The sequence below is a fragment of the uncultured Brachyspira sp. genome, assembly GCF_944388875.1.
In the GTDB taxonomy this organism is placed as follows: Bacteria; Spirochaetota; Brachyspiria; order Brachyspirales; family Brachyspiraceae; genus Brachyspira.
This window is the reverse complement of sequence record NZ_CALXKQ010000018.1, coordinates 1-12,970: the sequence shown is the minus strand read 5'-3', so window position 1 is coordinate 12,970 and position 12,970 is coordinate 1. Positions and strand designations below refer to the sequence as shown.

Annotated in this window: 15 protein-coding genes; 8 read left to right on the top strand and 7 right to left on the bottom strand. The window is 28.1% G+C overall.

All coding sequences use genetic code 11. The features are described 5' to 3' along the window. The first annotated feature begins 12 nt into the window (after positions 1 to 12). The 4 genes from Q0J69_RS10200 to Q0J69_RS10185 all read left to right on the top strand — a co-directional run bounded on the left by Q0J69_RS10200 (position 13) and on the right by Q0J69_RS10185 (position 3,413). Positions 13 to 537, top strand: coding sequence for a 5-bromo-4-chloroindolyl phosphate hydrolysis family protein (locus tag Q0J69_RS10200; protein ID WP_297207021.1), 525 nt, complete (start codon positions 13 to 15; stop codon positions 535 to 537). A 21-nt stretch (positions 538 to 558) separates the two neighbouring features. Then, positions 559 to 1,713: a toxic anion resistance protein gene (locus Q0J69_RS10195; RefSeq protein WP_297207019.1), complete on the top strand. Its 1,155-nt coding sequence runs from the start codon at positions 559 to 561 to the stop codon at positions 1,711 to 1,713. Between the two features lie 3 nt (positions 1,714 to 1,716). Then, positions 1,717 to 2,340 carry a 4'-phosphopantetheinyl transferase superfamily protein gene (locus Q0J69_RS10190; RefSeq protein ID WP_297207018.1) on the top strand — a complete coding sequence of 208 codons (624 nt, stop codon included), beginning with the start codon at positions 1,717 to 1,719 and terminating at the stop codon, positions 2,338 to 2,340. An 80-nt stretch (positions 2,341 to 2,420) separates the two neighbouring features. Then, a complete protein-coding gene (locus Q0J69_RS10185) occupies positions 2,421 to 3,413 on the top strand; it encodes a FecR domain-containing protein (protein ID WP_297207017.1) in 993 nt (330 codons plus the stop codon). Positions 3,414 to 3,419: 6 nt separating this feature from the next. Here Q0J69_RS10185 and Q0J69_RS10180 read toward each other — a convergent pair whose 3' ends face one another. Beyond that, positions 3,420 to 4,889: a hypothetical protein gene (locus Q0J69_RS10180; protein ID WP_297207016.1), complete on the bottom strand. Its 1,470-nt coding sequence runs from the start codon at positions 4,887 to 4,889 to the stop codon at positions 3,420 to 3,422. A 179-nt stretch (positions 4,890 to 5,068) separates the two neighbouring features. Between Q0J69_RS10180 and rplU the strand changes: the two genes are divergently transcribed. The 4 genes from rplU to selD all read left to right on the top strand — a co-directional run bounded on the left by rplU (position 5,069) and on the right by selD (position 7,179). Beyond that, positions 5,069 to 5,380 (top strand): 50S ribosomal protein L21, encoded by a 312-nt coding sequence (gene rplU / locus Q0J69_RS10175; protein WP_297207015.1) that lies wholly within the window; start codon positions 5,069 to 5,071, stop codon positions 5,378 to 5,380. After that, the gene (locus Q0J69_RS10170; RefSeq protein WP_297207012.1) at positions 5,380 to 5,736 is read left to right on the top strand and encodes a ribosomal-processing cysteine protease Prp; all 357 of its coding nucleotides are present in this window, start codon (positions 5,380 to 5,382) and stop codon (positions 5,734 to 5,736) included. The genes rplU and Q0J69_RS10170 overlap by 1 nt, the downstream gene beginning before the upstream one ends. Then, a complete protein-coding gene (gene rpmA, locus Q0J69_RS10165) occupies positions 5,726 to 5,980 on the top strand; it encodes a 50S ribosomal protein L27 (RefSeq protein WP_297207010.1) in 255 nt (84 codons plus the stop codon). Before Q0J69_RS10170 ends, rpmA begins: the two co-directional genes overlap by 11 nt. Positions 5,981 to 6,111: 131 nt before the next feature. Next, positions 6,112 to 7,179, top strand: a complete 1,068-nt coding sequence (gene selD / locus Q0J69_RS10160; RefSeq protein WP_297207007.1) for a selenide, water dikinase SelD — start codon at positions 6,112 to 6,114, stop codon at positions 7,177 to 7,179. 57 nt (positions 7,180 to 7,236) lie between these two features. Here selD and Q0J69_RS10155 read toward each other — a convergent pair whose 3' ends face one another. The 6 genes from Q0J69_RS10155 to Q0J69_RS10130 all read right to left on the bottom strand — a co-directional run bounded on the left by Q0J69_RS10155 (position 7,237) and on the right by Q0J69_RS10130 (position 12,300). Then, on the bottom strand, positions 7,237 to 7,974 hold the full coding sequence (locus Q0J69_RS10155) for an amino acid ABC transporter ATP-binding protein (RefSeq protein WP_297207004.1): 738 nt from the start codon (positions 7,972 to 7,974) through the stop codon (positions 7,237 to 7,239). Positions 7,975 to 7,988: 14 nt separating this feature from the next. Then, positions 7,989 to 8,657 (bottom strand): amino acid ABC transporter permease, encoded by a 669-nt coding sequence (locus Q0J69_RS10150; protein WP_297207002.1) that lies wholly within the window; start codon positions 8,655 to 8,657, stop codon positions 7,989 to 7,991. Positions 8,658 to 8,771: 114 nt separating this feature from the next. Beyond that, a complete protein-coding gene (locus Q0J69_RS10145; protein ID WP_297206999.1) occupies positions 8,772 to 9,626 on the bottom strand; it encodes a transporter substrate-binding domain-containing protein in 855 nt (284 codons plus the stop codon). A 51-nt stretch (positions 9,627 to 9,677) separates the two neighbouring features. Then, on the bottom strand, positions 9,678 to 10,532 hold the full coding sequence (locus tag Q0J69_RS10140) for a transporter substrate-binding domain-containing protein (protein ID WP_297206997.1): 855 nt from the start codon (positions 10,530 to 10,532) through the stop codon (positions 9,678 to 9,680). 42 nt (positions 10,533 to 10,574) lie between these two features. Further along, on the bottom strand, positions 10,575 to 11,423 hold the full coding sequence (locus Q0J69_RS10135; protein WP_297206993.1) for a transporter substrate-binding domain-containing protein: 849 nt from the start codon (positions 11,421 to 11,423) through the stop codon (positions 10,575 to 10,577). Between the two features lie 22 nt (positions 11,424 to 11,445). Next, positions 11,446 to 12,300: a transporter substrate-binding domain-containing protein gene (locus Q0J69_RS10130; protein ID WP_297206990.1), complete on the bottom strand. Its 855-nt coding sequence runs from the start codon at positions 12,298 to 12,300 to the stop codon at positions 11,446 to 11,448. Positions 12,301 to 12,970 lie beyond the last annotated feature (670 nt).

The window sequence follows — 12,970 nt, the reverse complement described above, 5'->3', positions numbered from 1 at the left end:
TGGTGTTTATGAATGATGAAAGATGAGGACGATTTTATTTTTGAAAAACTTAGAATGAATGTTCAAAGAAATTTTCCTAGAGAGGATGATATTTCTAATTATAGTAAGCCTGAATATTATTCCAATAAAGAAAGTTTAATAATATTGGAAACAGAGAGAAACATAGATAAAATATCAGATTTTTCTCAAAAGATAGATGATGCAGAACTCACACCTGCTTTAAAGGATATGATAAAAATATTAAAAGAGATGGTAAATTATTCTAAAGTAAATAAAGAGGGTGAGAAGAAACTTGAAAAAATTAATGAATATCATCTTCCTACAGCTATAAAAATGCTTAATTCTTATTTAGATTTTTGTAATTTTCCTGTAAAAAATGAGAATATGGAAAAGACTGCTTTAGAAATAGAGGATGTTATAATAAAACTAAATAAGGCTTTGGAAAATATGCTTGTTGAAATGAATCAGAATAGATTAATAGATATAAACAGCGATATAGATGTATTAAAGAATATGCTTGAAAAAGATGGTTTATAATAAAAATTGGAGGAATTTTTTATGGAAAATAATAATAGTAATTTAGAAAATAATAATGTTAATCAGGCAAATCCTGAAATTATAGTAAATCTGCCTCAGAATTTGAGTGCATCATTATCCAATGAAGTTAATAAAGCCGTATCATCTCAATTTTCACAGGAAGATTTAAATAAAATAAATGAATTATCAAGCAGTATAGATTTAAAAGATTCAGTTTCTATAATGTCTTACGGAGCAGCTGCCCAGAATAAGATGATTCAGTTTTCAGAAAATACTTTAAGTAATGTTATGAATAAGGATTTAGGAGAGGTTGGTGATGCTATTACTAATGTTGTAACTGAGCTTAAAGGTTTCAATATAGAAAATGAAACAAAAGGAAAAGGCATATTCGGATTTTTCAAGAAAGCTGGAAATAATATATCTAAATTAAAAACTAAATATACAAATGTAGAGGCAAATATAGACAATATAGTAAAAACATTGGAAGCACATCAGAGAAATTTGCTTAAAGATATAAGCATTTTGGATCAGATGTATAATTATAATTTAGAATATTTAAAAGAATTAGAAATATATATAGAGGCAGGAAAACAAAAACTTAATCAATTAATGACTAATGAAATACCTGCATTAGAGGCTAAGGCTATGGCAAGCAATTCTGCTCAGGATGCACAATTAGCAAGAGATTTGAAAGATTTGGCTACTAGATTTGAAAAGAGAATACATGATTTGGACCTTACAAGAACAATATCAATACAAACTATACCTCAAATACGTTTAGTTCAAAATAATAATGTTATAATGACAGAAAAGATACAATCCACTATAGCAAATACCATACCTCTTTGGAAGAATCAGATGGTTTTAGCTATAGGTCTTCATCATTCTACTGAGGCGGCAAAAGCACAGAGAGCTGTTACTGATACTACTAATGAATTATTAAAAAAGAATGCTGAGATGTTAAAAACTTCAACTATAGAAACTGCTAAAGAGTCTGAGAGGGGTATTGTTGATATTGAAACATTAAAATATACTAATGAACAGCTTATATCTACTTTAGACGAGGTTATGAGAATTCAAACAGAGGGAAGAGAGAAGAGAAGAGCTGCTGAGGCTGAACTTAGAAATATAGAAAATGAACTTAAAACTAAAATACTTAATATAGCAAAAAAATAGTCTATGATATATTTAGAATATAGTTTTAATGAAAATGATAATAGGAATTCTTCTAGGCAAATATTAGAAAATATTGTTTTTGGTATGGCTGAAAATCATTATAAAAAGAATGATTTAATTATAGACAGATCAGATAATGGTAAGCCTTATTTTAAAAATTGTGATAATTTATATTTTAACGGTACGCATTCTTCTGATTTGTTTGCTGTTATTATGAGTGATGAAAACAATGTTGGTATAGATGCTGAAAAGATAAGAAAGAGGGATTATTTATCTATTGCAAGAGAATATTTTTATGAAAATGAATGTAAATATTTAGAGAGTTCATTAAAATTGGAAATAGATTTCTTTACTATATGGACTCTTAAAGAATCATATATAAAAATGCTTGGCAAAACTATATTTGATATAAAAAATTCTATAGAAATTGATTTAACAGAGCGTATTATAAAAAAAGCAGATAATTTGTTTTTTTCTTCGTTTATATTGGATGATTCCTATATCGTAAGTTTATGTTATGATATGAAGGATAAGAAAGAGGATGATATTATATTAAAACTTATGGATTTCAATCTAAATCTTTTATTTTCATATCCGTATTTACCGAATATAGATATTGACATATAAATTAGCAGTATTGACTTTTTTATTTACTGTTATAAAATTAGTATAGAGAGATTTATATGTTTTATCAAAGGAGGTATTTTATGGTAAATAGACTTTTATTTTTACTTATAATACTTGCTTTATCATTTAGCAGTTTATTTTCTCAAGATATATCTTTCAAGGTTACTGGTATATCTGGGTTAGCTTTTATAGAGAAAATGGATATAAATAAATCTTTAAGGGCTTTCAGGGGAAGTGAGATACATAGAGAATATAGATTAAGAACTACAAGCAATACTCAGGTAGAGGTTAGTCTTACAAGAAGGGGAGATAAGATAGGGGAGATTATAGTTCCTCAAAATACAATATTATTAGTTAATGCCCCTATATATAAAGATGATAACAGAGTGTCTTTATCTCTATTAGAGGGGTATATTAAAGTTAATATAACTAAGGATTTAGGCTCTTCAGTAGAGGTGCATACGGCAAATACTTCATCTGTGGTAAAAGGGACTGAATTTGAAGTAGCATTTGCGGAGGATGGTTCTACTATAGTTGTGCTTTCTGAAGGTAATATAGATGTATTTACTGATAAAGATGAAGCTGTTTTAAATCCTAAACAGGCATATATTAATACAATATATGATAAATCTAGTATTGTAAAGCAGAGTACGGACAGCGATCCTGTAGTGTTTCTTAATAGGGGAGAAGAGGTTTCACGAGAGGATTATATAAATACTCTTGAAACTTTATTAACAGCCTTAGAAAGTGTTTCTTATGAGGATGATTATGATAGTTTTACATCTTTGGTTAGTGCTGAGGATGGAGAAAAAGCTATTAACAATATGGAGATGAAGCAATATAGAATGGTAGCTGCTAATGAGGGTTATTATAATACAATAATTAAGCTAATTAATTTAGATGAAACTAAAAAAAATGAAATGATACCTTATGCAAGGAAATCATTGACTTTCTATACAGCTAATCAAAGAGCCATAAATAAGATGAATTCTAAAATTAACAGAACTAGAGATAAATTTGACAGAATAAAGAAAAAATTTGATGAAAGAATGGCTAGTTCAATCTCTAATTAAATTATTTTATTCTTCATCTATGTAATAATCAAATATGTTTTTCATGTCAGCGTATTTTCTTAATTTTGATATGTAGAAATTTCTATCGTATTCTGCTAGGAACACTTTTGCTCTTTTTATAAACTCTTTTTCATTGTAAATTATTAAATCTATATAAATATTATATATACCAATAGCACCGCCTAATACAATACCTATACATTCTCCGCTTTCTTTTTCACCAAGCACCTCTTTTTCTAATCTGTATTGAATTTCATATCTTTCATTAAGTATTTCTCTTTTTACTTTATCATCATTATCATCATCATAACTGTATGTTAAAAATAAAGCTCTTGCCCCATATTGAGATATTGCAACTATATCATCTACAATACCATTATAATAATCATTAATAGTTTCATAGTATGATGTGGTTCCTGTTATTATATCATATCTTGGCAATTCTATATCTTTAGGTTCAAAAGTGTATGAAAAATGCTGATCTATTGGTTTAGTTATTAATTCTTTTCTAAAAAAAATCAGAGTTTTGTTTATATATTCTTCTAATTCTGTAAGAGGCATCATATTTTTTAACTTTTTATTGCTTATATCTGCATATCTTATATATACCTTTGCCAATCCTTCGCCTATAGAGTTTTCCATCATTAGTAAAAATATATTATATGCCTCTTCAGTGTCTATAGTATTAAAATATTCATTATAAAATATTAAATCAAATTTATCATTTTCTTCATCAAATTCCATTTTTACAAGAATTTCATTTGTGCTTATATAGTTTCCATTTATTTGAATAGAAAAATCATTTCCATTGGAGCTAGGAATACATGGAAGAAATGACCATTTACCATAAAATTTTTCAGGCATTGCATATATTATTCTTGGTATTAAATAAAATAGATAATTTTTACCGTCTGCATAAAATATAAACTCATAATTTTTGTTAATATTAAAAGATATATCATCAGATATTATTTTTATTCCATTATTTACAAAATCAATTAGTTCATTAGATTTATTTTCAATCATTTGAGATATTTCATACTCATTTTCGTCAAACCATCTCCAAAACATATCAACTCTTTGAGTAAATGAAATATTATTATCTTCATCTTCAAAACATAATTTATATAATCTTTCGCTCTCTTCATATAATTCATTATTTTGAATATTCTGTTTTTCTATTAATTCTATAGTCTTTTTTATATACATTTTAGCTGTTTCTTTATTTCCGCTATAGTAGTATGCATATCCTGTTCTAAAATACCATAAAGGATCATCAATAGCTTCCTCTCTTATATACATCAAATGATTTAATGCTTCATCATAGTTTTGAATATTATTTAATGCTCTTGCAAGTAATGATATAATAGTATGATCTCTATCATTCTCATTCATAGAGTATATAATTTGTATGATTTTATCATGCTTGTTTTCTTTATGTAGTTTTTCTATTTCTTCTACTATTTTTCTTTTCATAATTTTTTACCTTTTATTTGCCATGTATTATATAATATTTTTATATAAAAATCTATAAGAAATGAGGCTCTTATTTTTTAGTTTTTTACTTGACAAAAATGTTTTTATATAGTATTATGAAATACTCATAGTATAGTATAAAATATAAAAACATATATATAAATCGGAGATAAACAACCATGTATGCAATAGTAGAAGTAAAAGGCAAACAATACAAGATAGAAAAAGGTCAGGATATTTTGGTAGAATATCTAGGCGATGATGCAAAGGAAGCTCCAGAAATAAAAACACTCCTTCTTAAAAAAGATGATGAAAGTGTTATGGTTGGTACACCTTATGTTGATGGCGTTAAAGTAAGTTCTAAAATAGTTGAAATGATGAAAGGCGATAAAGTTGTAATAGGAAAGCATAAAAGAAGAAAAGACTATAGAAGAAAAACAGGTCATAGACATAAATACCATAAAATTACCATAGAAGATATCTCTCTTTAATGTCGTCATTTGTTTATATAGTTTATAATAGTGAATCTATTATAGAATGTATTACAATTAGCGGTCATGCTGGAGTAAAAAAATCAGGCGAGGGATATGAGATTTGTATAGCTTTAAGTGCTTTGACACAGGCTATGTATAGGGCTTTACTTACTATAGTAGGTAAAAGGTTTTTAAGTTATAGAATAAAAGATGGGTTTCTAAATTTAGAACTTATCGATTTTGATAGACTTGAAGATACGAAAAAAGAAGAATATAAAATAGTTAGTAATGGATATTTAATAGGTATAAAATCTTTGATAAAAGAGTATCCTGATTTTATAAAATACAAAGAGGAGTATAAAAATGGCACATAAAAAAGGCGGCGGAAGTTCTAAGAATGGACGTGATAGTCAATCTAAACGTTTAGGCGTTAAAGCTTATGGCGGACAAAAGGTTATAGCAGGTAATATTATAGTAAGACAACGCGGTACTAAATTCCATGCTGGAAAGAATGTAGATATGGGACGCGATCATACTATATTTGCTACAGCTTCTGGTTATGTAAAATTTCATACTAATAAATTTGGAAAGAAAGCTATTAGTGTAGTTACTGAGTAATTTTATTATTTAATGTATATTTTTATCCTAACTATTTTATTATAGTTGGGATATTTTTTTATATAGTATTTGAATTTTTTATTTATTAGTATATTATTCTTTATATCAAAAATAAATTATAGGTGTTTTTTATGGACAAAATTACAAATAATAAGGAAGAACAAATTGAATTATTATCATGTGCTTTAGAGGGGGGATGCTCTGCTAAAATTCCGCCTGATTTGTTGGAAAAAACTTTAGCTCCAATTATGCAGACTAAAGTTGATTCTAATTTACTTTCAGATGTTGATATAGGGGATGATGCTGGAGTTTATAAGATATCAGATGATAATGCTTTGATATTTACTGTTGATTATTTCCCTCCTGTTATAGCAGACCCTTATGGTTTTGGGCAGATTGCGGCATGCAATTCTATAAGCGATGTTTATGCTATGGGAGGAGAACCTAGATTAGCTTTAAATATTACTATGTTCCCTAAAGATGACTCTCTTAATATACTTGCCAATATATTAAAAGGCGGACAGGATAAAGCTACAGAGGCTGGAGTTTTGGTTATAGGAGGGCATACTATAACAGATACCACAGTTAAATACGGTATGGCTGTTATTGGTTTTGCTAATCCTAATAAAATAACAACTAATTCTGCTGCTAAAGAAGGCGACATTATAATATTAACAAAAGCACTTGGCACTGGTTCATGTTTGGCTGCTATGAGGCAGGGACTTGTCAAAGATGCGGATATAGAGGATGTTTTTGAATCTATGAAAACATTGAATAAAAAGGCTTGTGCTATTATGAATAAATATGATGTTAAATGTGCCACTGATATTACAGGTTTCGGACTTATGGGACATGCTTATAAAATGGCTAAGGCTAGTAATGTAAGTATAGAAATTAATTCTTCTGCTTTGCCGATGTTTAATAAATCTTATGAAGTTTTGGATATGGCATGTATTCCTGGGGCTGCTTTCACTAATATGCGTTATGTTGGAGATAATATATTAGTTGATGATGATGTGGATTATAATTTAAAAATGCTGTCATTCGATCCTCAAACAGCTGGCGGATTATTTATATGTGCTGATAAGAATAATGCTGAAAATATATTGGCAGATTTATGGAGAGATGGAATAGAATGTGCTTCTATAATAGGAAAAGTAAATAAAAAAGAAAAAGAGTATTTGCATTTAATAAAATAAACAATTCATCAAAAAAGAGGAGCTAATATTTAGTTCCTCTTTTTTGATTACTTATTATTATCTCTCATTTATTTTTCTTAAAAATGTTTTTAATCTTTCATTTTGAGGATTATTGAATATATCATTCGGAGTGCCTTCTTCTACAATATATCCGTCTGCCATAAATATTACTTTATTAGCAACGTTTTTTGCAAAATGCATCTCATGTGTTGTTATAAGCATTGTTGTATGCTTTTGAGCTAAATCTTTAATTACATTCAATACCTCTCCTACAAGTTCAGGGTCTAGTGAAGATGTAGGTTCATCAAGAAGAATAACGTCTGGATGTACTGCCATAGCTCTTCCTATTCCAACTCTTTGCTGCTGTCCTCCTGATAGTCTTGAAGGATATTCATCTTTTTTATTTAATAATCCTACAGTTTCTATAATATGCAATGCTTCTTCTTTTGCTTTTTTTAAGTCCATTTTCTGAACTGTAACCATAGGTTCCATAATATTTTCTAAAGCAGTTTTATTTTTAAATAAATTATAATTTTGAAATACCATAGAAGTTTTCTTTCTTAAAGCATATATTTCATTTCTAGTGGCTTTCTGTGTATCAACTGTTAAATCTCCTATGGTAATAGTACCATTAGTAGGTTTTTCCAAAAAATTGATACATCTGAGAAGCGTTGATTTACCAGTACCTGAAGGTCCTATTATTGTTAATACTTCTCCGTATTTTATATTAAAACTTATACCTTTTAATATATCTAAACTGCCAAAGCTTTTTTTAAGGTCTTTAACTTCAATCATTATACAATCTCCTATTAATAAGCTCTGTTCAATTTTTTCTCTAAAATGCTTTGTATGTATGTAAATATTGATATTAATGCCCAATATATAATAACAGCAGCAGCATATGCTTCCATATATCTGTATGTTACGCTTATTTCTATACTGGCACCAGCCATCATATCTTTTAATCCTATTACAAAACCCATAGATGTTGACTTGAATATGTTTATAAAGCTGTTTGAAAGTCCTGGAACAGCAACTCTTGCAGCCTGAGGTATTACTATTCTTTTTAGAACATCAAGAGATCTCATACCTATAGAAAGCCCAGCCTCAAATTGTCCTTTATCAACAGAATTTATTGCTGCTCTAATATCTTGCGACATGAATGAAGCATAGTTTAATGTTAAAACTACTACCAAGGCAGTGAATGCTGACATATTGCTTATAAATTTACTAAATTGAGCAAATCCGTAATAGAATAAAAATAATTGAGCAATAAAAGGAGTAGCTCTGAAAAAAGATACATAAACATTTGCAATCTGATATAGTACAGGAATTTTATATTGAAGCATTAAAGCTATTATTAATCCCAATATTAGAGAAAATAGAAATGCCAATAATGCAACCTGACATGTAATAGGCAGATACTGCAGAAGTTTAGGGAAAACAGATAAAAAGTAATCAAACTTAAAATTTGCCATTTAATTTAACCTCTTAATTATTTTTTATAAATCTTATTTAACTTAATAAGCTTTATATTTTAGATGGTTAAATATTTATATATAAAAATATTTAACCATCATATAACTGCATTTTTATTGTTTTAATAAACCTTGCTGCTCATATTGTTCCATAAGTTTTGCTAAAGCTTCATTAGCATCTAAACCTTCCATAGGATTATATCCAAACCATTTAACAGCTAATTTTTCTAAAGTACCGTCTTCTCTCATTTCTACTATAGTTTTACTAACTTCATCACGCAGCTTTTGACCTGCTTCATCTTTTCTAAATGGGAAAGCATTAACTTCTGTGAATATTACATCTCCGACCATTTTTATATCCAATCCAGTACTTTCCTGTAAATTAGGGAATATAATAACAGCTGTAGTAGATGCTGATATTTTGCCATTAACAACATTATTAGGTATTGTAGCAACAGTATCAGGACTGAATGAAACTATTTCTATTTTACCTTCAGGGTCCAATGCTTTTATATTTTCATGTGATGAAGTACCTGTTTGAAGTCCCAATTTTTTGCCGAATAAATCTTCAAGTTTTGTTATAGAATCATTTGTTCCAGCAACATAAAATCTGTAAGGGCTTAAAAAATATGGTTCAGAAAATATGTATTTTTCTAATCTTACAGGTGTTATACTAATTTGCTGAGTAACAGTATCTACTTTTCCAGACTCTAATGAACCAAAAGCTCCTTCCATAGCAACTTGAGTCCATTCTATTTTTTTGCCTAAACGTCTTCCTATCTCTTCCCAAACATCAATGTCGTATCCTTCCAATTGTCCTTCAGCATTTGCTCTGCTGAATAATGGATGCATACCTGGTGTTGCAACTCTAATTACATCAGTTTCAGTTTCTGATGCTGCTTGATTATTGTTTGAGCATGATGCCATAACCATGCAAACAATAAATAATGAACTTAATAATTTTTTCATTTTTTTCTCCTTTTTTGTTTTATTTTTTATAAATAAATAAAATTGCAGTATTTAGAATGTTGCTAATAATTTTTCTAATTCAGCTTGGAAATCCAAACCTTCCATAGGATTATATCCAAACCATTTTACAGCTATATTTTCTAAAGTACCATCTTCTCTCATTTCCAATAAAGTTTTACTTACATCGTCACATAACTTTTTACCTTCTTCATCTTTTCTAAAAGGAAAGGCATTAACTTCTGTGTATACAACATCCCCAACTAATTTTAAATCTAATCCTGTTTTTTTTATTCTGTCATCAAATGTAACAACTGATTGTATAGAAGCATCTGCTTTACCATTAGCTACATTATTTGGAAGAGTTACAAGGCTGTCAGATCTAAAAGAAACTATTTCTATTTTACCTTCAGGATCCAATCTTTTTATATATTCATGAGCAGCACTTCCTAAAGCCAGTGCTAATTTTTTTCCATACATATCTTCAAATTTGTTTATAGAACTATTGGTTCCAGGTACGTATAGTTTATAAGGACTTAAAAAGTATGGTTCTGAAAAGTAATATTTTTCCATTCTAGCTTTTGTTATACTTATTTGCTGAGTAACACTGTCAACTTTGCCAGCATCTAAAGCACCGAAACATCCATCCATAGCAACTTGAGTCCATTCTACTTTTTTACCTAAGCGTCTTCCTATCTCTTCCCATATATCTATATCATAACCCTGCAATTCTCCATTATCATTTACTTCGCTAAATATTGGATATGCACCAGGTGTAGCAACTCTAATTACTCCTGAAGTATTTTCTGCTGCAGTGTTTGAATTATTAGTTTTATTATTGCTGTTTGAGCATGATATTATTGAAATAATACTCATAACTGTAATTAAAATTTTTAAGATTCTATTCATTTTAGTTCCTCAAATATTTGTAATGTTTATTAATTTTATTTTTTAAAAAGTTGCTAATAACTTTTCTAATTCAGCGTTTGCATCTAAACCTTCCATAGGATTATATCCAAACCATTTAACAGCAAGTTGTCCTAATGTGCCATCTTCTCTCATTTCTACTATAGTTTTACTAACTTCATCACATAATTTTTTGCTTGCTTCATCTTTTCTAAATGGGAATGCATTAACTTCTAAATATACAGTATCGCCTGTTAATTTTAAATCCAATCCAGTTTTAGCTTTTCTATCATCAAATATTATTTCTGCTTCTATATATGCATCTATTTTTCCATTAACAACATTATTAGGAAGAGTAATAATTGTATCAGGGCTGAATGAAACTATCTCTATTTTACCTTCTGGGTCTAATCTTTTTATATTTTCATGTGCCGCACTTCCTAATGCCAATCCTAATTTTTTACCATACATATCTTCAAACTTATTTATAGAATTATTACTGGATACAACACAAAATTTATATGGACTTAAGAAATATGGTTCAGAGAAATAATATTTTTCCATTCTAGTTTTTGTTATACTAATTTGCTGAGTTAATGTATCGACTTTACCTGCATCTAAAGCACCAAAACATCCATCCAAAGCTAATTGAGTCCATTCTATTTTTTTATTTAAACGTTTTCCTATCTCTTCCCAAACATCAATATCGTATCCTTCAAGCTGTCCAGCCTCATTTATTTGACTAAACAAAGGATGAACTCCAGGGGTAGCAACTTTAATTATTCCAGAATTATTTTCTGCTGCAGTATTAGAATTATTAGTTTGATTATTGCTGTTTGAACATGATATTAAAACAAATATCATAGTAATTAATATTTTTAATAAATGTTTCATATTTTTTAATCCTTAAAATTAATTAGTTATTTGTATTTACTTTAGCCATTATTTTATCTAATTCAGCTTTAGGATCTAAGCCTTCCATAGGATTATATCCAAACCATTTAACAGCTAGTTTTTCTAAAGTACCGTCTTCTCTCATTTCTACTACAACTTTGCTTATTTCATCGCGTAGTTTCTGACCAGCTTCATCTTTTCTAAAAGGGAAACCATTAACTTGAGTAAATAATATGTCCCCAACCATTTTTATATCTAATCCTGAACTTTCTTTTAAATCAGGAAATACAGTAACTGCCGTAACAGCTGCCTCAGCTTTTCCATTAACTACATTGCTAGGAATAGTAGCTGTGCTGTCTGCTCTTAATGATATAATCTCTATTTTATTTTCAGGGTCTAATTCTTTTATATATTCATGTGTAGCAGAACCTGTTACAAGTGCTAATCTTTTGCCGTATAAATCTTCTAATTTTGTTATTGTATCATTAGTTCCTACAACATATAGTTTAAAAGGACTTAAAAAATATGGTTCAGAAAATATATATTTTTCCAATCTTGCAGGCGTAATACTAATTTGCTGAGTTGCAGTATCTACTTTGCCCGCATCTAAAGCACCAAAGCATCCTTCCAAAGCAAATTGATGCCATTCTATTTTTTTGTTTAAACGCCTTCCTATCTCTTCCCAAACATCAATATCATATCCTTCTAATTCTCCATTTGCATTTACTCTTGTAAAAAGAGGGTGAGTGCCAGGTGTTGCTACTCTTATTACATCCTGAGTATTTGCAGTTGTTTCTTTTGATGTATTATTTCCTCCGCACGATGCAATTACAATCATCATACAAAAAAATAATAAATGTTTAAATATGCCATTCATATTTACTCCTTAAACAATTTTTTTATTTATTAATTAAAAAGTTTATAATAACTTTTTTAATTTATCTGTTTGTTAACAGCCAATAATATATTTGATCATTTGAATATGATATCAAAATAATATACATAAAAATTATTATTATTTTCATTTATTTATATTCCCCTTAAAATTTATATTGATAACTATTAGAATATTAATTTTTAATTATAAAAATTATTATATTTGAAACCATATAAGAATTGGTGTATTTGATTTTATATAGACAGCCTGCCTACTTATAATTATTTTTTCTCGGGGATTTTGTAGTTTTTATAGAATATTACTGATGAAAATAATTTGTAATTATTAAAAGTACACATAAAAAATATCCATTTTATTTTAGAATATTGGAACTTATTATAAACTAAATAATATTAAAAGCAAATATATTTTAATAAATATTAAAAAAATTAGTGTTTTAGGTACCATAACTGTTATATAAGTAACCGATAATTTTTATTTTAGTACTATTTAAGACTTTAATATTAATATATAGTATATTATTTAATATATTTATAATAATGAAAAAATAGTATAATTAATATGTATTTGATAAATAATAATTTTAACGAATTTCAAAAGAATATGGAAAGCGGTACGAGTTTCAAAATTTCCACTAATCGACATAATA

Bases quoted from the DNA above. Each gene is read 5' to 3' on its own strand.
- Q0J69_RS10145 (WP_297206999.1), bottom strand. From the start codon at position 9,626: ATGAAAAAATTATTAAGTTCATTATTTATTGTTTGCATGGTTATGGCA.
- selD (WP_297207007.1), top strand. From the start codon at position 6,112: ATGGACAAAATTACAAATAATAAGGAAGAACAAATTGAATTATTATCA.
- Q0J69_RS10185 (WP_297207017.1), top strand. From the start codon at position 2,421: ATGGTAAATAGACTTTTATTTTTACTTATAATACTTGCTTTATCATTT.
- rpmA (WP_297207010.1), top strand. From the start codon at position 5,726: ATGGCACATAAAAAAGGCGGCGGAAGTTCTAAGAATGGACGTGATAGT.
- Q0J69_RS10150 (WP_297207002.1), bottom strand. From the start codon at position 8,657: ATGGCAAATTTTAAGTTTGATTACTTTTTATCTGTTTTCCCTAAACTT.
- Q0J69_RS10155 (WP_297207004.1), bottom strand. From the start codon at position 7,974: ATGATTGAAGTTAAAGACCTTAAAAAAAGCTTTGGCAGTTTAGATATA.
- Q0J69_RS10140 (WP_297206997.1), bottom strand. From the start codon at position 10,532: ATGAATAGAATCTTAAAAATTTTAATTACAGTTATGAGTATTATTTCA.
- Q0J69_RS10135 (WP_297206993.1), bottom strand. From the start codon at position 11,423: ATGAAACATTTATTAAAAATATTAATTACTATGATATTTGTTTTAATA.
- Q0J69_RS10195 (WP_297207019.1), top strand. From the start codon at position 559: ATGGAAAATAATAATAGTAATTTAGAAAATAATAATGTTAATCAGGCA.
- Q0J69_RS10190 (WP_297207018.1), top strand. From the start codon at position 1,717: ATGATATATTTAGAATATAGTTTTAATGAAAATGATAATAGGAATTCT.
- Q0J69_RS10170 (WP_297207012.1), top strand. From the start codon at position 5,380: ATGTCGTCATTTGTTTATATAGTTTATAATAGTGAATCTATTATAGAA.
- rplU (WP_297207015.1), top strand. From the start codon at position 5,069: ATGTATGCAATAGTAGAAGTAAAAGGCAAACAATACAAGATAGAAAAA.
- Q0J69_RS10200 (WP_297207021.1), top strand. From the start codon at position 13: ATGATGAAAGATGAGGACGATTTTATTTTTGAAAAACTTAGAATGAAT.
- Q0J69_RS10130 (WP_297206990.1), bottom strand. From the start codon at position 12,300: ATGAATGGCATATTTAAACATTTATTATTTTTTTGTATGATGATTGTA.
- Q0J69_RS10180 (WP_297207016.1), bottom strand. From the start codon at position 4,889: ATGAAAAGAAAAATAGTAGAAGAAATAGAAAAACTACATAAAGAAAAC.